Source organism: Pseudomonas ekonensis (genome assembly GCF_019145435.1).
GTDB lineage: Bacteria > Pseudomonadota > Gammaproteobacteria > Pseudomonadales > Pseudomonadaceae > Aquipseudomonas > Aquipseudomonas ekonensis.
Genome location: NZ_JAHSTS010000002.1, coordinates 1,617,759 through 1,637,565, shown reverse-complemented (window position 1 = coordinate 1,637,565; position 19,807 = coordinate 1,617,759). Strand labels below are relative to the sequence as shown.

The following is a 19,807-nucleotide window of genomic DNA, read 5'->3' as shown; positions in this document are numbered from 1 at the left end:
AGCGGTGGGCCAGTCAGCATCGATGTCGCTGATCGATCGCCATCGCGAACAGGCTCGCTCCTGCAGGTCTTGCCGACGTCAGAAGTGGAAGTTGGTGCTCAACAGTGCCGTACGGCCCGCCGCCTGGTTGGCGAAGTGGGTCGAGAAGGCCTTGTCGTAGTAGGTTTCGTTGGTCAGGTTCTGCACGTTCAGCTGCAGGTCGACGTTCTTGCTCAGCTTGTAGGCGGCCATCGCGTCGTAGCGGACGTACGAGTCGACCATGGTGGTGTTGGCCACGCTGCCGAACACGTCGTCCACATAGAATGCCCCGCCGCCGACGGTCAGCTTCGGCGTGAGCTGGTAGGTGGTCCACAGGCTGGCGCTGTTTTTCGGGGTATTGGGCAGTTCGTTGCCGTTGTTGGCTTTGTTGGCCGGCAGGTCGCCGCCGTCCACTTGCTCGCTGTCCATGTAGGCGTAGCCGGCGAACACTTGCCACTTGTCGGTGATCTTGCCGCTGGCCGACAGCTCGATACCTTGCACGCGAGTCTTGCCGACGTTTTCGTACGAGGTGGTGTCGACCTGGACGCGGGCGTTTTCCTTCTCGGTGCGGAAGATGTCGGCGGTCAGCGACAGGCGATCGTTCAGCAGGTCCCACTTGGTGCCGATTTCGTAGTTCTTGGTGGTTTCCGGCTCCATGTCGCTCTTGAGCAGGTTGCCGTTGCGGTCCGGCGTGCCGCCCAGCGGGTTGCCTTCCATGCCTTCGCCCAGGGTGTTGCCCGGCGGCGTGGCGGAGGTGGCGAAGGACGCATAGATGCTGCCGTTCTCGGCCGGCTTGTAGACGACGCCGAACTGGCCGGTGACGAACTCGCTGGTGTCGGAACCCTTGGCGGTGGTGGTGCCCGCGTTGGTGTAGGTCTTGTAGCCGGTCTCGAAGTGGTCGTAGCGCAGGCCCATGTTCACCAGCCACTGCTCGGTCAGCTCCAGGGTGTCGAACACGTACAGCGCGTAGGTGTCGGACTGGGTGTCGGTGCCGGCGTAGTTGCGCGAGATCGCGCCGTTCCACGGATCGTTCGGGTTCGGGTTGGACAGCGAGGTGCAGTTGTAGCCGCTCGGTGCGCCGATCATCGCCGGGGTGCAGTTGGTGCTGGACGGCACGTTGGTGGTGCGCGGCGTGGTGTCGGTGTTGACGTTGTACGAGGACTTGCTGCTTTCCTCGCGGGTGTACTCGACGCCGGTGGAGAAGCTGTTCTTGAAGCCGCCCAGGTAGAACGTGCCGAACAGGTCGGTCTGGTTGGTGGTGGTCTCGGTGTTGCTCACGCGGGTGTTGGCGCGGCGCCAGAGGCTGCCGTTGTTGACGTTGCCCTTGCTGTCGTCCGGCTGGGTCAGGATGTAGTCCTGCATGCTGGTGCCGTGGCGCAGGGTGTTCTTGATCGTCAGCGAGTCGTTCAGGTCATGCTCGATGGCGAAGGTCGCGGTGTCGGTGCGGCCCTTGCGGAAGTCGCGGTCAAGACCGTAGAAGTTGCTGTGGTCGCCGCCGGCGTAGGGCTTGTCCGGATCGGACTTGGTGCGTGCGGCGGAACCGGCTTTCGGGATGGTGTAGGGGATGCCCGAATCCGGGGTGTCGTTGCTCTCGAGGTGGTAGTAGTCGAGGTTGACGCGGGTGTCGGTGCCCAGGCCGAAGGCCAGGGACGGCGCGATGCCCCAGCGGTCGTAGTCGACCTTGTCGCGGCCGGCGACGTTGCTTTCGTGGCTCATCAGGTTCAGGCGGCCGGCGGCGGTGTCGCTGAACTGGTAGTTGCCGTCCAGGGTGTAGCGCTGGGTCTGGTCGGAGCCCCAGGTGAAGCCGCCGTCGAACGAGTTGCCCAGGTGCGCCTTCTTGCTCACCAGGTTGATGCTGCCTCCGGCGGCGCCACGGCCGCCGATGGCCGAGTTCGGGCCCTTGCTGACTTCGATGTTTTCCACGGCGAAGATTTCGCGGCTCTGGGAGCCGGTGTCGCGCACGCCGTCCAGGTAGGTGTCGCCCTGGGCGTCGAAGCCGCGGATGAACGGACGGTCGCCCTGAGGGTTGCCGCCTTCACCGGCGCCGAAGGTGATGCCCGGCACGGTGCGCAGCGCGTCCTGCATGTTCAGGGCGCCGGTGTCCTTGAGGACTTGTTGCGGAATCACGGTCACCGAGCGCGGCGTGTCGACCAGCGGCGCGGTGTACTTGGGCGAGGAGGCTTTCTCGACCTGGTAGGAGGTCGAACTCTGGTTTTCGCCGGTGATGGACGTGGCGTCCAGGGCGATGGCATTGCCGGAAGGCTTGCTGTCGGTCTTTTCGGCGGCGAATACCACGTGGCCAGCGGAGCTGGCGGTGATCGCCACGCCAATGGCAGAAGCGAGCAAACGAGGTGAGCTGACCGGCATTTGTACTTGTCGACGTGACATTGAAGATTCCCCTCCCCAAGGATTTGAGGTCGCGGAATATAGGGTAAACAAGTATTCGTATCAATTGCGAAACATTGCCATTCGCACTGAATTTACATTCTTTACAATTTAACCTTACGGTTTTGCCGGTTCGTTCGTCACGCGGGTTTTACACAGCCAATAAGAATCAATACCATTGCCGCCTCTTTGCCATCAGGTGACACCGCCATGCTGCTGCACATCCCCGGGCTGTTCGAAAAGGACGAAGTGCAGCGCATCCGCGAGGCGCTGGAGCAGGCCGACTGGGCCGACGGCAAGATCACCGCCGGCTACCAATCGGCCAAGGCCAAGCACAATCTGCAATTGCCCGAAGGCCATCCGCTGGCCAAGGAAATCGGCGCGGCCATGCTCGACCGGCTGTGGAAAAACCCGCTGTTCATGTCCGCTGCGCTGCCGCACAAGGTGTTCCCGCCGCTGTTCAACTGCTACACCGCCGGCGGCAGCTTCGGCTTCCACATCGACAATGCGGTGCGCCAGCCCAAGGGCAGCATCGAGCGGGTGCGCACGGACCTGTCGGCCACGCTGTTCTTCAGCGAGCCTGAGGACTACGACGGCGGCGAACTGGAGATCCACGACACCTACGGCACCCAGCGGGTCAAGCTGCCCGCCGGCGACATGGTGCTGTACCCCGGCACCAGCCTGCACAAGGTCAACGCCGTCACCCGCGGCGCGCGCTACGCGTCGTTCTTCTGGACGCAGAGCCTGGTGCGCGAAGACAGCCAGCGCGCCTTGCTGTTCGAGATGGACGGCGCGATCCGTCAGCTCACCCAGGACATGCCTGACCACCCTTCGCTGATCCGCCTCACCGGCACCTACCACAACCTGCTGCGTCGCTGGGTCGAGGTGTAAGTGACGGACTTCCGCTTGCGCCGTGAGGAAGTCCTCGACGGCGACCGGCTCAACGCCATGCTCGAAGAAAGCCCGGCCCGCGCGGCCCAGGCGATCCTGTTGGCGGCAAGCGAAGGCGTGCTCGAGGCGCAGGCATTGCTGGGGCAGATCCTGCTCGATGGTCATGGCATCGCCCAGGACCTGCCGCTCGCCCAGCGTTGGTTCGGGATCGCGGCAGGGCAAGGCCATGCGATGGCGCGCAACATGCTCGGCCGCTGCCATGAGCACGGCTGGGGATGTGCGGCGGACGCTTCGCTTGCCGCGCAGCATTATCGAATCGCGGCGCAGGCCGGCTTGGACTGGGCGATGTACAACCTCGCCAATCTGCTCGCCACCGGGCGCGGCGTGGACGAGGACCAGCGGCAAGCGCTGGATCTGTATCGATGCGCCGCTGAGCAGGGGCATGCCAAGTCCATGAACCTGTTGGGGCGCTATCTGGAGCAAGGGCGGGCGTGTGCGCAGGATGTGGCGGCGGCGCATGAGTGGTATCGCCGCTCGGCCGAGGCCGGGGACTTTCGTGGGCAGTTCAGTCATGCAGCAGTGCTGGCGGATCAGGGGCGAGTCGATGAGGCACTGGTCTGGCTGGAAAAGGCGCGGGTCGGCGGCAATCTGAAATTTTTGCGGGTGGCGAGCGAAGCGCTGGCCGGGGCGAGTGATCCCCGGATACAGGCCATCGCAGAAACCTACCGGACGCGCCAAGACGAGCTGACTGCCTGACCCTGTGGGAGCGAGCCGGCTCGCGAAAACGGTGGGCCATTGCAGATGCCGGAGCCTGACACGACGCCATCGCGAGCAGGCGCGCTCCTGCAGGCGAGGTGCCAAACAAAAAAGCCCATGACGTGTCATGGGCTTTCGCTTGGCGCTTGAAACTGACCGCTGCCTTTATACGTAGTACGACTTCAGCGGCGGAAAGCCGTTGAACTCCACTGCGCTGTAGCTGGTGGTGTACGCGCCGGTCGACAGCCAGTACAGGCGGTCGCCGATGGCCAGGTTCAGCGGCAGGCCGTACTTGTAGTTCTCGTACATGATGTCGGCGCTGTCGCAAGTGGGACCTGCGATGACCACTTCTTCCATCTCGCCTTTCTTCTCGGTCCAGATCGGGAACTTGATGGCTTCGTCCATGGTTTCGATCAGGCCGGAGAACTTGCCCACGTCGGTGTACACCCAGCGCTCGACGGCGGTGCGCGACTTGCGCGCCACCAGCACCACTTCACTGACCAGGATGCCGGCGTTGGCGATCAGCGAGCGGCCCGGCTCCAGGATGATTTCCGGCAGGTCGTCGCCGAAGTCTTCTTTCAGGAAACGGATGATTTCTTCCGCGTAGGTTTCCAGGCTGTTGGTGCGGGTGATGTAGTTGGCCGGGAAGCCGCCGCCCATGTTGATCAGCTTCAGGTGGATGCCGTCTTCTTCCTTCAGGCGTTCGAAGATCACCTTGACCTTGGCGATGGCCGCGTCCCAGACGCTGATGTCGCGCTGCTGCGAGCCGACGTGGAACGAGATGCCGTAAGGCACCAGGCCCAGGTCGCGGGCGAGGATCAGCAGGTCCATGGCCATGTCGGTCTGGCAGCCGAACTTGCGCGACAGCGGCCAGTCGGCGGTGGTCGAGCCTTCGGTCAGGATGCGCACGTAGACTTTGGCGCCCGGGGCGGCCTTGGCGATGTTGCGCAGGTCGGCTTCCGAGTCGGTGGCGAACAGACGCACGCCCTTCTCATAGAAGTAGCGGATGTCCTTGGACTTCTTGATGGTGTTGCCGTAGCTGATCTGGTCCGGGCGCACGCCGCGGCCCAGCACTTTGTCCAGCTCGTAGATGGAGGCGATGTCGAAGCTCGAACCCTTTTCCTTGAGCACGTCGATGATCTCGACGGCCGGGTTGGCCTTGACCGCGTAGTAGACCTTGGCGAATTCGAAACCGGCGCGCAGGTCATCGTAGGCCTGGGCGATCATCGCGGTGTCGATCACCACGAACGGGGTTTCCTGCTTGTCGGCGAACGCCTTCATCTTCTGAAAGGTTTCGCGCGCGAAATAGTCTTCGACCTGGATCGACATACCTGGGAGCTCCTATGGGCAAACTCGTGAAAACAATGGGTGCAATGAACGTCCTCCGTATCCCCACTTTGGTTCGCCTACTTCCCAAGGCATGTCGCCGAAAGCAAAAAGGCCATGGGAAATGCAGCTTTCTTTCCCTTGGCCTTGCTGTCTCGTCGTCAGTACTTGAGCCGGATGGATCGTTTCCAGCATGGACGTTCGGCGCGAACTTTAGGGCGTGGGGGGCCTGAGATCAACTAAAAATGTCGCGTTTTTGCACGCTTCTGACGTACGTCGTCCGCGTCTCTCCTTGTAGCGGACAGAGATGACGGGCTGATGTTCCCCGAGAATTTTGAAGTGTTAAGAATAGCTGCACGTTCGCGGTTTTTACCGGCTAAGTCATAGCCAAGTGCGATCGACGCAACATCGGCGACGTTGGCCGCGAGAGAGGTGGCTGAGGAGGATTTTCGTTGTTTGCAGGGGGCGCTTTGCAGAGATTCTGCTGGCGTGGCTGTTGAGATTCTTTTCCGCCTTGCGCATGAAGAAAAAATCACCTCGTTCCTGCAGGAGTGAGCCTGCTCGCGATGACTTTTTTCCAGTCGACATCTTTGTTGACGGATATTGCGCTATCGCGAGCAGGCTCACTCCTGCAAGGGTCGTGTCTTTACCGGGCCAGATGAGTGATCAAGCCACTGCGGCCTCGGCCGGCGACACGATATGGGTCTTCATCCCCCGCGAACGGCCCGAGCTCAGGTACGCCGCAATCGATTCCTGGGTGACCTCGCCGAGGAACACCCGCTCGGCGTCCAGCACAGGCAGCCACGCGCGGTTGAACTCGTACATGCGCGACAACAGGATCCGCAGGTGCTCGTCATACGCCGCCGTGGCGTTGAATTCGCGCAGGAATTGCCCGCAGGCGCCGGTCTGGCGGTGCAGGTCGCGGCGGCGCACATAGCCCAGCGCCTTGTTCTCGGCGCAGGTGACCACGACGTAGCGGCGGTCGAGTTCGTCCATCAGTTCCAGCGCCTCGGCCACCGGGGTGTCCGGGCTCACCGACGGCGCGTTGTCCGCGGCGTCTTCGGCCTTCACCAGCAGCAGGCGTTTGAGGGTGCTGTCCTGGCCGACGAAGTGGCTGACGAAGTCGTCCGCCGGGTGCGCGAGCAAGGTGTCCGGATGGTCGATCTGCAACAGCTTGCCGGCGCGGAAGATCGCGATCTTGTCGCCGAGCTTGATCGCTTCGTCGATGTCGTGGCTGACCATGATCACCGTCTTGTTCAGCGCCCGCTGCATCTCGAAGAACTCGTTCTGGATCATCTCGCGGTTGATCGGATCGACCGCGCCGAACGGCTCGTCCATCAGCAACAGCGGCGCATCCGCCGCCAATGCGCGGATCACACCGATCCGTTGTTGCTGGCCGCCGGACAGTTCACGCGGGTAACGATGCAGATATTGCTTGGGCTCAAGCTTGATCATGCTCATCAGTTCGCGGGCGCGGTCGTGGCATTTCTGTTTGTCCCAGCCGAGCAGTTTCGGCACGACGACAATGTTTTCTTCGATGGTCATGTTGGGGAACAGCCCGATCTGCTGGATCACATAGCCGATGTTGCGGCGCAGGGTCACTTCGTCGAGGTCGGTAGTGTCTTCGCCGTTGATCAGGATCTTGCCCGAGGTCGGTTTGATCAGGCGGTTGATCATTTTCAGTGTGGTGCTTTTGCCGCAACCCGATGGCCCGAGGAACACGCAAATTTCACCTTCATTGACGGTCAGGCTTACCGAGTCCACGGCTTTCACGTCTTTGCCGTTGCTTTGGAAGGTCTTGCTGAGGTTTTGAAGTTCGATCATTTGAGTAATCCTTTTGGAGTCAAAGAGCGTTGCAGCCACTGCAAAAACAGATCGGCGAAGATCGCCAGAAGACTGACCAGCAGCGCGCCGACGATCAGCATCGACATGTCACTGCGGCTGATGGAGGCCAGGATCAGCACGCCGAGGCCGCCGGCGCCGATGGTGGCGGCGATGGTCATCACGCCGATGTTCATCACCACGGCGGTGCGCACGCCGGCGAGGATCACCGGCACCGCGATCGGCAGCTCGACCATGCGCAGGCGCTGGCCGAAGGTCATGCCGATGCCCCTTGCGGCTTCGCGGATGCCGGGCTCCACGCCGGTCAGGGCCAGGTAGGTGTTGCGCATGATCGGCAGCAGCGAATAAAGGAACACGGCGGTGATGGCGGGCAGCGGCCCGAGGCCCTGGCCGAACTTCGAATAGAACGGCAGCAGCAAGCCGAACAGCGCAATCGACGGCACGGTCAGCAGCACCGTGGCGCTGGCCTGCAAGGGGCCGGCGAGGGGCGGGAAGCGGGTCATCAGAATGCCCAGCGGCACGCCGATGAGAATCGCCAGGCTGACGGCGATGCCGACCAGGGTGATGTGCTGCCAGGTCAGGTGCATCACCTGCTGCCAGTCGAGGTGGGAAAAGGCGTTCAGCAATTCCATGGCTTTTCCTCCTTTAGTTCAGTGGATGCCGGCGCAGAAAATCGGCAGCGACTTTGGAAGGGCTTTCGTGATCGACGTCGACCCGCGTGTTGAGCTGGCGCATGGTTTCGTCGTCGAACAGTTCGGCCAGCGGCTTGAGTTGCCCGGCCAGTTGCGGGTGGGCGTCGAGGAAGGCCTGACGCACGACAGGCGCGGCGGTGTAGTCCGGAAAGTAATGCTTGTCGTCTTCCAGCAGCTTCAGCCCGAACGCGTTGAGGCGACCGTCGGTGGTGTAGACCAGGCCGGCAAACACCTGCCCGTTGCGCAGGGCGGTGTAGACAAGCCCCGCGTCCATCTGCCGGATGTTCTGGCGGGTCAGGTTCATGTCGTAGAGCTTGACCATGCCGTCCAGACCGTCGGAGCGGTTGGCGAACTCTGTGTCCAGCGCCACCAGGCGATGGGGCTTGGCCTCGCTGCGCAGCACTTCGTTCAACTGACTGATGTTGCTGATCTGCGGATATTCCTCGGCTACCTTTTCCGGCAGGGCGAGGGCGTAGGTGTTGCTGAACTTCGACGGTGCGAGCCAGACCAGTCCTTTTTTCGCGTCGAGTTCTTTCACCCGTGCGTAGGACTGTCCGCTGTCGAGCTTTTCGGTGACATGGTTGTAGGCCACCAGCGACACGCCGGTGTACTCCCAGAGCAGGTCCAGTTGCCCGCTTTCGTGGGCGCTGCGGGCGAGGTTGCTGCCCAGACCGCCGGTGATCTGCGCGTCGTAGCCTTTGCTGCGCAGGTATTGCGAAGTGATTTCCGCCAGCAGGGTCTGTTCGGTGAACACCCGGGCGCCGATGCGGATCACCGGTGTGTCGGCGGCTTGGGCGAATCCTGCGAACAGCAGGGCGCAGCCCAGGAAAAAGCTAAGTCGTTTCATGGGGTTTCCTTCCGGGAGCCTTAGGACGGGCGCAGACCGCGTTCCAGCCAGAGGCGGCTGGCGAGGGTGACCGCGCCGTCGAGCAGCAGGGCCAGCAGCGCGGTGCACGCGGCGCCGAGCAGCAGTTGCGGCTGGTTGTTCAGGGCGATGCCGGGGAAGATCAGGCTGCCGAGGCTGTTGGCGCCGATCAGGAACGCCAGCGGCGCGGTGCCGACGTTGATCGCCAGCGCCACCCTTACGCCGCCGACGATGATCGGCACGGCGTTGGGCAGTTCGACCTGCCACAGCACCTGGCGCGGGGTCATGCCGATGCCGACCGCCGCTTCTTTCAATGAGCCCTGGACGTTTTTCAGGCCTTCGTAGGTGTTGCGCACGATGGGCAGCAGGGAGGCCAGGAACAGGGCGAAGATCGCCGGGCCGCTGCCGATGCCCAGGATGCCCAGGGCGATGGCGAGCACCGCCAGCGGCGGCACGGTGTTGCCGATGTTGAAGCACTGCATGAAGCGTTCGGCGCGGCCGAGCATCGCCGGGCGGCTGAGGAGGATGCCGGAGGGGATGCCCACGGCCAGGGCGGCCAGCATGGACGCGAGGACAAGCACCAGGTGGGCTTGCAGGTAGAACAGCAGATCGTCGCGGTAGCGTTGGATCGTGTCGGTGCCGATCCAGTGGATCAGCAGGGCCAGGAGGGCGATCACCACCGCACCTCCCGTCAGCCCTTTGCCATAGCGGATAGCCACAGGCGGACTCCTTTTCCGGTCGGCGACCGCAGTCCCGTTCGGCAACGCCATGCCTGGCTGCCGGAGCGGCGGTCGCGAGAAGCGGCTGTTTTGCGCAACGTCAAGACGTGCCGCAAGCGAGCCATGAGCGCGGCCCCGCAGGGCCGACTTGCCGGTTTCCCGGGCCCTTGCGAAAGGGCGTGACGCAGGAGTGGACGCCCGTGCGCTTTGAAAGGTTCCCCGCCGGGACGGCCTTTGGCCATTTCGGATGCGCTCAACGGTTCGGATATTGCGTCGAGTTGGGCTATAATCGCCGCCCTTTTTGAATCCCCGCCAGGCGATTTCCCATGACCAGACAGGCCGCCGAAGTCGCGAAACGCCGCACTTTCGCCATTATTTCCCACCCCGATGCCGGTAAAACCACCATCACCGAAAAGCTCTTGCTGATGGGCAAGGCGATTGCGGTGGCCGGTACGGTGAAGTCCCGCAAATCCGATCGCCATGCGACATCCGACTGGATGGAGATGGAGAAGCAGCGGGGCATTTCCATCACCACGTCGGTCATGCAGTTCCCGTACCGCGAACACATGATCAACCTGCTCGACACCCCGGGCCACGAAGACTTCTCCGAAGACACCTACCGCACCCTGACCGCGGTGGACTCGGCGCTGATGGTGCTCGACGGCGGTAAAGGCGTGGAGCCACGCACCATCGCCCTGATGGACGTCTGCCGTCTGCGCGACACGCCGATCGTCAGCTTCATCAACAAACTCGACCGTGACATCCGCGACCCGATCGAACTGCTCGACGAGATCGAAGCCGTCCTCAAGATCAAGGCCGCGCCGATCACCTGGCCGATCGGCTGCTACCGCGACTTCAAGGGCGTGTACCACCTGGCCGGCGACTACATCATCGTCTACACCCCGGGCCACGGCCACGAGCGCACCGAAACCAAGATCATCGAAAAGCTCGACTCGCCAGAAGCCCGCGCGCACCTGGGCGACGAGTACGACCGTTTCCTGGAGCAGCTCGAGCTGGTGCAGGGCGCCTGCCACGAGTTCGACCAGCAGGAGTTCCTCGACGGCCAGCTGACCCCGGTGTTCTTCGGTACGGCCCTGGGCAACTTCGGCGTCGACCATGTCCTCGACGCTGTGGTCGACTGGGCGCCGCGTCCGCTGGCCCGGGTCGCCAACGAGCGCACCGTGGAGCCGGTCGAAGAGAAGTTCTCCGGCTTCATCTTCAAGATCCAGGCGAACATGGATCCCAAGCACCGCGACCGCATCGCCTTCATGCGCATCTGCTCCGGCAAGTACGAAAAAGGCATGAAGATGCGCCACGTGCGCACCGGCAAGGACGTGCGCATCGGCGACGCCTTGACGTTCTTCTCCTCCGAGCGCGAGCAACTGGAAGAGGCCTACGCCGGCGACATCATCGGCCTGCACAACCACGGCACCATCCAGATCGGCGACACCTTCAGCGAAGGCGAAGCGCTGGGTTTCACCGGCATCCCGCACTTCGCCCCGGAACTGTTCCGCCGCGTGCGCCTGCGCGATCCGCTGAAGTCCAAGCAGCTGCGCCAAGGCCTGCAGCAACTGGCCGAGGAGGGCGCGACCCAGGTGTTCTTCCCCGAGCGCAGCAACGACATCATCCTCGGCGCCGTCGGGGTGCTGCAGTTCGATGTGGTGGCCAGCCGCCTGAAAGAGGAATACAAGGTCGAGTGCTCCTACGAGCAGATCTCCGTGTACTCCGCGCGCTGGATCGAATGCGGCGACAAGAAGAAGCTGGAAGAGTTTTCCAACAAGGCCGTGGAAAACCTGGCGCTGGACGGCGGCGGTCACCTGACCTACCTCGCCCCGACCCGGGTCAACCTGGCGCTGATGGAAGAGCGCTGGCCGGACGTGAAGTTCCGCGCGACCCGTGAGCATCACTAAGCGCTGATTCACCTCACTGACTTCCTCTGCTGGATGGCGGGAGTCAGCGAGATTTTTCGGCCACACCAAAAAGCCCTGTAAGTTTGCGCTTGCAGGGCTTTTTCGTTTTGCCTTACAGGCCGTCAGCCAGATACAGCCGGTGAGTGCGCTCAATCTCTTCGATCAGCTGTTCATTCTCGATGTCGGCGGCGGTGGCGAATTCGCGCCATCGACGAACCGATTCGGCGACTTCCTTGATGATTTTGCGCCCGTTCAACCGGGGGATCTGTCTGGCCAGTGTGAGCAGGTCTTCGACCGTGAAGCCGTCTCTCTTGCCATTGATGGTCATCTGATGAGTGGACACCCACGGTGAGTCGACGCGATAAGCCCAGCACATGTCGTAGGCCGGCGTCAGGCGCCAGATGCCGTCTCTCCAGACCTGAAAGGCGATATTGCGCGTGTGGTCGTCCTGGTTGCGTGCAATCACATTGAATACGGCGCGACGGAACAGCTCGACGTGATCCTCTCTGGGCAGGCCCAGATCCCTCGCCACGAGCAGCGCTTGTTCGTAAGAGTACGCGCCGGGCTGGGTGTAGTCGGCAATGTCCATGGCGCAAAGTGTCTGCACATGGATCTTGTCGCCGTCGTCCATCCGGTCAAACCGGCGAGTCATGAAGTGAGCGCGAGGGCCGTCAGGGTGCAGGCGGCACTCGGTCATGCTGATTCCCGCAGCGACCGTCATCAGGTGGTAGGCGTACTCTACCCGGCCAAAACCAGCCGGGTCACCCAATGCGTTTGCTCCCTTTGGCACATCGAACTTGAACAGCCAATAACTGTAACCTTCTGGCGCCGTGAGCTGGCCGGAGCAGAGTTCTCCGGTTTTTTCGTTGATGGCAATGATTGCCTTGGGACGCTGACCGCCAGCCGATGACCCCACCTGGAACATGTGCTTGAGCGCTTCTTCATCCTGCTTACCGTCATGGCCCAACTGCAGGCCGGCGAACTGCTGCTGGCGCTGTTCAAGAATCTGCCCGGCGAGCTCGACCAAGGAGTCGAGTTCCAGCTTTTCGATTCGGGTCCTCACCCTGTCCACGGCAGGACGGAACTCCAGCGCCCCCATGCCCCGGGCGCCGATGTACAGCAATCGTTCAACGGGGGTGAAGCTTTTGGGGTCGCGCCCCTCCCTGGCCAGCCAGGCGTCGATCACGGCATTACCGAAGTCGTCGGGGAGTGAGTCCGAAAGGCACGGCGGGAGGGATTTGAAGGCCTGGGGGTTCAGCGAGGGGAAGGCATACACTTCACCGGCGACGGCTCGCATGGTCAGGGGGGCGATCTCGAGCCCGATTTCGGTAAACGCGGGGTCGAATTCAAACGTCGCCGTTGCCGGGGCCTGGCTGTCATCCCAAAGCACCGCGCCGACCTTGGTATCCCACATCCACACTTCTGCGGTTATCGCCACGTCATTTCTTCCTGGGTATCAGCAGAGGTTTCGCAGTGCCCTGCTTTTTGTTTTTTGGCAACGCTTCGGGTTGGGTGCTGTGGAAAACCTGTACGCGACCATCGCTGGTGCGAACGGCACCCAGTGCACGGGTGCGGCCTGTCTTGCCTGTCGTGGCCGCCGTCAGCGGGCTCGCACGCGCAGGCTCGATCAAGCTTGAGAGAAGATCCAGCGCATCAAACTCCCTCAGGACTGCGATCAGCAGTTGCAAGGTGCCCCTGCCTTTTTCCAGCTTCTGAATCGTGGGGGTGCTGACCCCGACCCGTTCTGCGAGCTGATCTTGTGTGATGTCTTTGCGCAGGCGGCGTTCGCGCAGCGACTCACCTAATTGGGCAGCAATGGCCTCATCACTTTTACGTTGTATTCGCATAAAGCAAAGTTTCCTTTGTTTTATTGGCTGGTTTTGCCATCAAGGAAAACAATTTTTTGTGTTGTGGGGAATTCTAATTGCGTTCGTTCAAATCGCTAAAGAAAAACTTTATGGGTGTTAGACGAAAAACTCGCAGCGAATACCAATATTTCTTTGTTTTATAGCTCATCCGGGCGTTCGCGTTGATCTGCGTTGGGAGAGGCGCGAAGGGCTTAGCTGGTCCGGCTATGGAGATTATTCCAAACCCGTCTGTGCGCGCAGGGCATTTCTTTGAGCTCGTTAGCGTCCTATCTGGTGAAGCCGGCTATTCGGAACTAGATTCACAGAGCGCCAGCCAGGCACATGTGTTTCTCCCGCTAGAGGATGGAATCAGCCATGAAGAACAGGTTGCTACGCGTTTTACTGCTGTTGAAAGTGATGGTCATGCTGTCCCTCGGCACCGCGACGGCCTGGGCCGAATGCGAGGATCACGATTCCCAGGCGTTCAGCGGGCAGGCGGGGCACAGCGGCCTGATGCTCGCCAAGTCCGAGTCCGAACCGGGCGACCAGGGCCAGGGCGGCAGCGCCGACGATGACGATTCGACCACCGACGAGCCGGACAGCGACGATCCGGACGAAGGCGACAGCCAGACGTAGGTCGCGGGCAAAAGAAAACCCCTTCTCCCCCGACTGATGCGCAATCGGGGGGTAAGGGGGTTGTTGAACGCTTTGTGTAACTCGATCCCTTTGTAGGAGTGAGCCTGCTCGCGATTGCGAAGCGTCAGTCACATAGGGGGCGACTGATGCACTGCTATCGCGGGCAGGCTCGTTCCTACAGTTCGCGAAAGCGGTGTGTCAGCCGGTCAATCAGCTGACTGACGCACCGCAATCGCGGGCAAGCCCGCTCCCGCAAGGGTTTTGCAGTCTTTTCTCGCTTATGCCGCGCCGTCGAGGAACTGCTCGGCGTAGTGGCACGCCACCTGCCGGGTGTCGAGCTGGCGCAGGGCCGGCTCTTCGCTGCTGCAACGCTCGGTGGCGTACGGGCAGCGCTTGTGGAAGGCGCAGCCGGGCGGCGGGTTCAGCGGGTTGGGCAGTTCGCCGGCGATCTTGATCTTCGGCTTGTCCGGATCCGGGTGGATGGCCGGGGTCGCCGACAGCAGCGCCTGGGTGTACGGGTGCAGGGGACGGGTGTAGATGTCCTCTTTCGGGCCCATTTCCACCGGACGGCCGAGGTACATCACCAGCACCTGGTCGGCGACGTGACGCACCACCGCCAGGTTGTGGGAGATGAACACGTAGGCGGTGTTGAACTCCTGCTGCAGGTCCATGAACAGGTTCAGCACCTGGGCCTGGATCGACACGTCCAGCGCCGACGTCGGTTCGTCCGCCACCAGCACCTTCGGTTGCAGCATCATCGCCCGGGCGAGGGCGATCCGCTGGCGCTGGCCGCCGGAGAACATGTGCGGATAGCGCTGGTAGTGCTCGGGGCGCAGGCCGACCTGTTTCATCATCGCCTGGACTTTCTCGCGACGCTCGGTGGCCGACAGGCTGGTGTTGATCAGCAGCGGCTCGGCCAGCTGGTCGCCGATCTTCTGGCGCGGGTTCAGCGACGCGTAAGGGCTCTGGAACACCATCTGCACGTCTTTGCGCAGTTGCTTGCGCTGGGCCTTGTCGGCGCCGGCGACTTCCTGGCCGGCGATCTTCAGGGAACCGGACGACGGCTCTTCGATCAGGGTCAGGGCGCGGGCCAGGGTGGATTTGCCGCAGCCCGACTCGCCCACCACGGCGAGGGTCTTGCCGGCCTCCAGCTCGAACGACACGCCGTTGAGGGCGCGCACGGTCGCATGGCCCTTGAACAGGCCGCGGGAGACCTCGTAGTGACGGGTCAGGTCACGGGCGGTAAGTACGACGGCCATTACGCCACCTCCTGGTTCAGCGGGTAGAAGCAGCGGGCGAGGCTGTGGGTTTTCGGGTCAAGGGCTGGGCGCTGCGCACGGCAGCTCTCTTGCACGTACGGGCAGCGCGGCGACAGCAGGCAGCCCTGCGGACGGTCGTAGCGGCCCGGCACGATGCCCGGCAGGGTCGCCAGGCGCTCGGCGCCCAGGCTGTGCTCCGGGATCGCCTTGAGCAGCGCTTCGCTGTACGGGTGCGCCGGGATGTCGAACAGTTGCGGCACCTGGCCGACCTCCACCGCTTGCCCGGCGTACATCACGCACACGCGCTGGGCGGTTTCGGCCACGACGGCGAGGTCGTGGGTGATCAGCACCAGGCCCATGTTCTGCTCTTTCTGCAAGGCCAGCAGCAGGTCCATGATCTGCGCCTGGATCGTCACGTCCAGCGCGGTGGTCGGTTCGTCGGCGATCAGCAGCTTGGGCTCGCCGGCGATCGCCATGGCGATGGCCACCCGCTGGCTCATGCCGCCGGACAGCTGGTGCGGGTAGGCGTCCATGCGGCTGGCGGCGGCCGGGATCTCGACCTTCTCCAGCAGTTCGATGGCGCGCTTGCGGGCGGCCTTGCCGGACATCTTCAGGTGCAGGCGCAGCACTTCCTCGATCTGGAAACCGACGGTGTAGCTCGGGTTGAGCGCGGTCATCGGATCCTGGAAGACCATCGACAGGTCCTTGCCGACGATCTGCCGGCGCTGGCGGTTGCTCAGCTTGAGCATGTCCTTGCCGTCGAAGCTCAGGGCGTCGGCGGTGACGATGCCCGGGTGCTCGATCAGGCCCATCAGCGCCATCATGGTCACGGACTTGCCGGAACCGGACTCGCCGACGATGGCCAGCACTTCGCCCTTGTCCACCTTAAGGTCCAGGCCGTCGACCACCGGGGTGGCGTTCTTGTCGCCGAAACGGACGTTGAGATTCTTGATTTCTAACAGTGACATGGGAATCTCCTCAGGCGGCGTTCTTGAGTTTCGGGTCCAGCGCGTCGCGCAGGCCGTCGCCCATCAGGTTGATTGCCAGCACGCTGAGCAAAATGGTCAGGCCGGGCAGGCTCACCACCCACCAGGCGCGTTCGATGTAGTCACGGGCCGAGGCCAGCATGGTGCCCCACTCCGGGGTCGGCGGCTGTACGCCCAGGCCCAGGAAGCCCAGGGCGGCGGCGTCGAGGATCGCCGAGGAGAAGCTCAGGGTCGCCTGGACGATCAGCGGCGCCATGCAGTTGGGCAGCACGGTGATGAACATCAGGCGCGGCAGGCCGGCGCCGGCCAGGCGCGCGGCGGTCACGTAGTCGCGGTTCAGCTCGCCCATCACGGCGGCGCGGGTCAGGCGCACGTAGGACGGCAGGGACACCACGGCGATGGCGATCACGGTGTTGATCAGGCCTGGGCCGAGGATGGCGACGATGGCCACGGCCAGCAGCAGCGACGGCAGGGCCAGCATGATGTCCATCAGGCGCATGATGGTCGGGCCGAGGATCTTGGGGAAGAAACCGGCCAGCAGCCCCATGAGGATGCCCGGGATCAGCGACATCACCACCGAGGACAGGCCGATCAGCAGCGACAGGCGCGAGCCCTGGATCAGGCGCGAGAGCAGGTCGCGGCCCAGCTCGTCGGTGCCGAGCAGGAATTGCCATTGCCCGCCTTCGAGCCAGACCGGCGGGGTCAGCAGGAAGTCGCGGTACTGCTCGCTCGGGTTGTGCGGCGCCACCCACGGGGCAAAGATCGCGCAGAACACGATCAGGGCGAAGAACATCAGGCCGGCGACCGCGCCCTTGTTCTTGGCGAACGCTTGCCAGAATTCCTTGTAGGGCGACGGGTACAGCAGGCTTTGGTCCACGGCGGAAGCCGCGGTGGCGACTGAGGAAGTTTGAGTGCTCATGGGTATTGACCTCAGCGCTGGTGACGAATGCGTGGGTTGGCGAAGCCGTAGAGGATGTCCACCACGAAGTTGACCAGAATCACAATGCAGGCAATCAGCAGGATGCCGTTCTGCACGACCGGGTAGTCCCGGGCGCCGATGGCTTCGATCAGCCATTTGCCGATGCCGGGCCAGGAGAAGATCGTTTCGGTCAGCACGGCGCCGGCCAGCAGGGTGCCGACTTGCAGGCCGACCACGGTCAGCACCGGGATCAGCGCGTTGCGCAGGCCGTGGACGAACACCACGCGCGCCGGCGACAGGCCCTTGGCCTTGGCGGTGCGGATGTAGTCTTCGCGCAGCACTTCGAGCATCGACGAACGGGTCATCCGGGCGATCACCGCCAGCGGAATGGTGCCCAGCACGATGGCGGGCAGGATCAGGTGATGCAGGTAGTCGAGCAGGGCGCCCGGTTCATCGCTGAGCCAGGTGTCGATCAGCATGAAGTGGGTCTTGCGCTCCACGTCGATCAGCAGGTCGTTCTGGCCGGAGACCGGTGTCCAGCCCAGGCTGACCGAGAAGAACATGATGAGGATCAGGCCCCACCAGAAGATGGGCATCGAGTAACCCGTCAGGGAGATGCCCATTACGCCGTGGTCGAACAGGGATCCTCGCTTGAGCGCGGCGATCACGCCGGCCAGCAGGCCGAAGACGCCGGCGAAGAGCAGGGCCGCCATCGACAGTTCGAAGGTGGCCGGAAACAGCTGCGTGAACTCGGACCAGACGCTCTCCCGGGTGCGCAGGGATTCACCGAGGTCGCCGTGGGCGAGCTTGCCGACGTAGTCCAGGTACTGGACGTACAGCGGCTTGTTCAGACCGAGGCGTTCCATTGCCTGAGCGTGCATTTCGGGGTCGACCCGACGTTCGCCCATCATCACTTCCACGGGGTCGCCGGGAATCATGCGGATCAACGCGAACGTCAGTAAGGTGATGCCGAAAAACGTGGGGATCAGCAATCCCAGTCGGCGGGCAATAAAACTAAACATCTTGTGTGGTACCTCATCAGCCGGTTAGGCGTGCCCGGCGACCCTGGGTGCAGGGAGGCCGGGAGTCTCTTATCTACTTCACCTGGGTGGTGGCGAAGTTATTGGTGGTCAGAGGGCTGATGTGGTAGCCCTCTACGTTGTTGCGCATCGCCGTGAACATCCGTGTGTGGGCCATGTTGATCCAGGGTTGATCCTGGTTGAACAGCACCTGGGCCTGTTCGTACAGCTTGGCACGTTCGGCCGGATCTACTTTAGCCCGTGCTTCGTCCAGTAGCGCCTGGAATTTTTCGTTGCACCAGCGCGAGTAGTTTTCGCCGTTCTTGGCGGCCTCGCAACTGAGCAAAGGCGTCAGGAAGTTGTCCGGGTCGCCGTTGTCGCCCGCCCATCCGGCGGAGACCATGTCGTGCTCGCCGCTTTTGGCGCGTTTGAGCATTTCGCCCCATTCCATCACGCGGATGTCGATCTTGAGGCCGATCTTGGCGAGGTCAGCCTGCATCATCTGCGCGCCGAGCATCGGGTTCGGGTTGGTCGGGCCGCCGCCGTTGCGGGTGAACAGGGTGAACACGGTGCCTTCCGGCACGCCGGCCTCCTTGAGCAGGGCGCGGGCCTTGTCGAGGTCGAGGGGCGGGTTCTTCAGTTCATGGTTGTAGCCCAGCAGGGTCGACGGGTAGGGGTTGACCGCCACGGTCGCGTTGCCCTTGCCGAACAGTGCATCGACGTAGGCTTCCTTGTCGAAGGCGAGGTCGATCGCTTTGCGCACCCGCACGTCGCTCATGTATTTGTGCTGGGTGTTCAAGGCGATGTACGACACGGTCATGGCATCCAGTTCGGAGACTTTCAGCTTGTCGTCCTTCTTGATGCTCGGAATGTCATCGGGCTTGGGATACAGCGCGATCTGGCATTCGTTGGCCTTGAGCTTCTGCAGGCGCACGTTGTTGTCGGTGGTGACGGCCAGGATCAGGGCGTCGGCCGGCGGCTTGCCGCGGAAGTAGTCCGGGTTGGCCTTGAACCGCACCTGCGCGTCCTTGTTGTAGCGCTGGAAGACGAACGGGCCGGTGCCGATCGGTTTGCTGTTCAGGTCGCCGGTCTTGCCGGACTTGAGCAACTGGTCGGCGTATTCGGCCGGGTAGATCGAGGCGAACGCCATGGCCAGGTCGGCCAGGAACGGCGCTTCGCGGCGGGTCAGGGTGAACTTGACCGTGTTGTCGTCGACTTTCTCGACGCTTTTGAGCAGTTCTTTGAAGCCCATGCTTTCAAAGTACGGGAAGCCCACGCTCGACAGTTTGTGCCACGGGTGGTTCGGATCCAGCTGACGCTGGAAGCTCCAGATCACATCGTCGGCGTTCATGTCGCGGGTCGGCTTGAAGTATTCGGTGGTGTGGAACTTGACGCCTTTGCGCAGGTGGAACGTGTAGGTCAGGCCGTCCTCGCTGATGTCCCAGGATTCGGCCAGCGCCGGCACCACCTCGGTGGTGCCCGGCGTGAAGTCCGCCAGCCGGTTGAAGACGGTCTCGGCCCCCGCGTCGGCGGTGACTGCAGTCGTGTACTGAACCACATCGAAGCCTTCCGGACTGGCTTCGGTGCAGACCACCAAGGGTTTGGCCGACACGCCGACGGCGACGCTCAGCAACGCGGCCGCGACGGCCGCACGTAGGGGAAGCATTTTCATCAAGAACCCTCTGCAATCGGTTGAAGACAAAAAGCCGGACGGCCGACTCTCCATGAGTCAGCCGT

At 62.9% G+C, this 19,807-nt stretch carries 17 protein-coding genes; 4 read left to right on the top strand and 13 right to left on the bottom strand.

The features are described from left to right. Window positions 1–78 precede the first annotated feature (78 nt). On the bottom strand, window positions 79–2,406 hold the full coding sequence (locus KVG96_RS20570; RefSeq protein WP_217893688.1) for a TonB-dependent receptor: 2,328 nt from the start codon (window positions 2,404–2,406) through the stop codon (window positions 79–81). Between the two features lie 207 nt (window positions 2,407–2,613). On the opposite strand from KVG96_RS20570, the gene KVG96_RS20565 reads away from it, so the two are divergent. Continuing rightward, the gene (locus tag KVG96_RS20565) at window positions 2,614–3,294 is read left to right on the top strand and encodes a Fe2+-dependent dioxygenase (RefSeq protein WP_217893687.1); all 681 of its coding nucleotides are present in this window, start codon (window positions 2,614–2,616) and stop codon (window positions 3,292–3,294) included. Window positions 3,295–3,351: 57 nt separating this feature from the next. Continuing rightward, window positions 3,352–4,050, top strand: a complete 699-nt coding sequence (locus tag KVG96_RS20560) for a tetratricopeptide repeat protein (protein WP_217894258.1) — start codon at window positions 3,352–3,354, stop codon at window positions 4,048–4,050. 165 nt (window positions 4,051–4,215) lie between these two features. Here KVG96_RS20560 and KVG96_RS20555 read toward each other — a convergent pair whose 3' ends face one another. From KVG96_RS20555 to KVG96_RS20535, 5 genes are all read right to left on the bottom strand, one after another. Beyond that, window positions 4,216–5,379 carry a type III PLP-dependent enzyme gene (locus tag KVG96_RS20555; protein ID WP_217893686.1) on the bottom strand — a complete coding sequence of 388 codons (1,164 nt, stop codon included), beginning with the start codon at window positions 5,377–5,379 and terminating at the stop codon, window positions 4,216–4,218. Window positions 5,380–6,042: 663 nt separating this feature from the next. Further along, entirely contained in the window at window positions 6,043–7,200 is a 1,158-nt protein-coding gene (locus tag KVG96_RS20550) for an osmoprotectant ABC transporter ATP-binding protein OsmV (protein ID WP_217893685.1), read from the bottom strand. After that, window positions 7,197–7,850 (bottom strand): ABC transporter permease, encoded by a 654-nt coding sequence (locus tag KVG96_RS20545; RefSeq protein WP_217893684.1) that lies wholly within the window; start codon window positions 7,848–7,850, stop codon window positions 7,197–7,199. Before KVG96_RS20545 ends, KVG96_RS20550 begins: the two co-directional genes overlap by 4 nt. A gap of 13 nt (window positions 7,851–7,863) precedes the next feature. Next, a complete protein-coding gene (locus KVG96_RS20540) occupies window positions 7,864–8,757 on the bottom strand; it encodes a glycine betaine ABC transporter substrate-binding protein (RefSeq protein ID WP_217893683.1) in 894 nt (297 codons plus the stop codon). 20 nt (window positions 8,758–8,777) lie between these two features. After that, window positions 8,778–9,494, bottom strand: a complete 717-nt coding sequence (locus tag KVG96_RS20535) for an ABC transporter permease (protein WP_217893682.1) — start codon at window positions 9,492–9,494, stop codon at window positions 8,778–8,780. Between the two features lie 326 nt (window positions 9,495–9,820). Between KVG96_RS20535 and KVG96_RS20530 the strand changes: the two genes are divergently transcribed. Then, window positions 9,821–11,404 (top strand): peptide chain release factor 3, encoded by a 1,584-nt coding sequence (locus KVG96_RS20530; protein WP_217893681.1) that lies wholly within the window; start codon window positions 9,821–9,823, stop codon window positions 11,402–11,404. A 112-nt stretch (window positions 11,405–11,516) separates the two neighbouring features. On the opposite strand, the gene KVG96_RS20525 is transcribed toward KVG96_RS20530, so the two are convergent. Together KVG96_RS20525 and KVG96_RS20520 are read right to left on the bottom strand one after the other, a co-directional pair. Further along, on the bottom strand, window positions 11,517–12,842 hold the full coding sequence (locus KVG96_RS20525) for a type II toxin-antitoxin system HipA family toxin (protein WP_437180510.1): 1,326 nt from the start codon (window positions 12,840–12,842) through the stop codon (window positions 11,517–11,519). A 1-nt stretch (window position 12,843) separates the two neighbouring features. Then, the gene (locus KVG96_RS20520; RefSeq protein ID WP_217893680.1) at window positions 12,844–13,251 is read right to left on the bottom strand and encodes a helix-turn-helix transcriptional regulator; all 408 of its coding nucleotides are present in this window, start codon (window positions 13,249–13,251) and stop codon (window positions 12,844–12,846) included. 375 nt (window positions 13,252–13,626) lie between these two features. On the opposite strand from KVG96_RS20520, the gene KVG96_RS20515 reads away from it, so the two are divergent. Further along, entirely contained in the window at window positions 13,627–13,887 is a 261-nt protein-coding gene (locus tag KVG96_RS20515) for a hypothetical protein (protein WP_217893679.1), read from the top strand. A 278-nt stretch (window positions 13,888–14,165) separates the two neighbouring features. Here the strand turns inward: KVG96_RS20515 and KVG96_RS20510 are convergent, their stop codons facing one another. The 5 genes from KVG96_RS20510 to KVG96_RS20490 form a co-directional block, all read right to left on the bottom strand. Further along, entirely contained in the window at window positions 14,166–15,146 is a 981-nt protein-coding gene (locus KVG96_RS20510; protein ID WP_217893678.1) for a peptide ABC transporter ATP-binding protein, read from the bottom strand. Then, window positions 15,146–16,114, bottom strand: a complete 969-nt coding sequence (locus KVG96_RS20505) for an ABC transporter ATP-binding protein (RefSeq protein ID WP_085578516.1) — start codon at window positions 16,112–16,114, stop codon at window positions 15,146–15,148. Before KVG96_RS20505 ends, KVG96_RS20510 begins: the two co-directional genes overlap by 1 nt. 10 nt (window positions 16,115–16,124) lie before the next feature. After that, window positions 16,125–17,051, bottom strand: coding sequence for an ABC transporter permease subunit (locus KVG96_RS20500; protein ID WP_085578518.1), 927 nt, complete (start codon window positions 17,049–17,051; stop codon window positions 16,125–16,127). An 11-nt stretch (window positions 17,052–17,062) separates the two neighbouring features. Then, window positions 17,063–18,073 (bottom strand): ABC transporter permease subunit, encoded by a 1,011-nt coding sequence (locus KVG96_RS20495; protein WP_217893677.1) that lies wholly within the window; start codon window positions 18,071–18,073, stop codon window positions 17,063–17,065. 73 nt (window positions 18,074–18,146) lie between these two features. Continuing rightward, the gene (locus tag KVG96_RS20490) at window positions 18,147–19,742 is read right to left on the bottom strand and encodes an ABC transporter substrate-binding protein (RefSeq protein ID WP_217893676.1); all 1,596 of its coding nucleotides are present in this window, start codon (window positions 19,740–19,742) and stop codon (window positions 18,147–18,149) included. Window positions 19,743–19,807: the final 65 nt, after the last annotated feature.

Bases quoted from the DNA above. Each gene is read 5' to 3' on its own strand.
- KVG96_RS20570 (WP_217893688.1), bottom strand. From the start codon at position 2,406: ATGTCACGTCGACAAGTACAAATGCCGGTCAGCTCACCTCGTTTGCTC.
- KVG96_RS20565 (WP_217893687.1), top strand. From the start codon at position 2,614: ATGCTGCTGCACATCCCCGGGCTGTTCGAAAAGGACGAAGTGCAGCGC.
- KVG96_RS20560 (WP_217894258.1), top strand. From the start codon at position 3,352: ATGCTCGAAGAAAGCCCGGCCCGCGCGGCCCAGGCGATCCTGTTGGCG.
- KVG96_RS20555 (WP_217893686.1), bottom strand. From the start codon at position 5,379: ATGTCGATCCAGGTCGAAGACTATTTCGCGCGCGAAACCTTTCAGAAG.
- KVG96_RS20550 (WP_217893685.1), bottom strand. From the start codon at position 7,200: ATGATCGAACTTCAAAACCTCAGCAAGACCTTCCAAAGCAACGGCAAA.
- KVG96_RS20545 (WP_217893684.1), bottom strand. From the start codon at position 7,850: ATGGAATTGCTGAACGCCTTTTCCCACCTCGACTGGCAGCAGGTGATG.
- KVG96_RS20540 (WP_217893683.1), bottom strand. From the start codon at position 8,757: ATGAAACGACTTAGCTTTTTCCTGGGCTGCGCCCTGCTGTTCGCAGGA.
- KVG96_RS20530 (WP_217893681.1), top strand. From the start codon at position 9,821: ATGACCAGACAGGCCGCCGAAGTCGCGAAACGCCGCACTTTCGCCATT.
- KVG96_RS20520 (WP_217893680.1), bottom strand. From the start codon at position 13,251: ATGCGAATACAACGTAAAAGTGATGAGGCCATTGCTGCCCAATTAGGT.
- KVG96_RS20515 (WP_217893679.1), top strand. From the start codon at position 13,627: ATGAAGAACAGGTTGCTACGCGTTTTACTGCTGTTGAAAGTGATGGTC.
- KVG96_RS20510 (WP_217893678.1), bottom strand. From the start codon at position 15,146: ATGGCCGTCGTACTTACCGCCCGTGACCTGACCCGTCACTACGAGGTC.
- KVG96_RS20505 (WP_085578516.1), bottom strand. From the start codon at position 16,114: ATGTCACTGTTAGAAATCAAGAATCTCAACGTCCGTTTCGGCGACAAG.
- KVG96_RS20500 (WP_085578518.1), bottom strand. From the start codon at position 17,051: ATGAGCACTCAAACTTCCTCAGTCGCCACCGCGGCTTCCGCCGTGGAC.
- KVG96_RS20495 (WP_217893677.1), bottom strand. From the start codon at position 18,073: ATGTTTAGTTTTATTGCCCGCCGACTGGGATTGCTGATCCCCACGTTT.
- KVG96_RS20490 (WP_217893676.1), bottom strand. From the start codon at position 19,742: ATGAAAATGCTTCCCCTACGTGCGGCCGTCGCGGCCGCGTTGCTGAGC.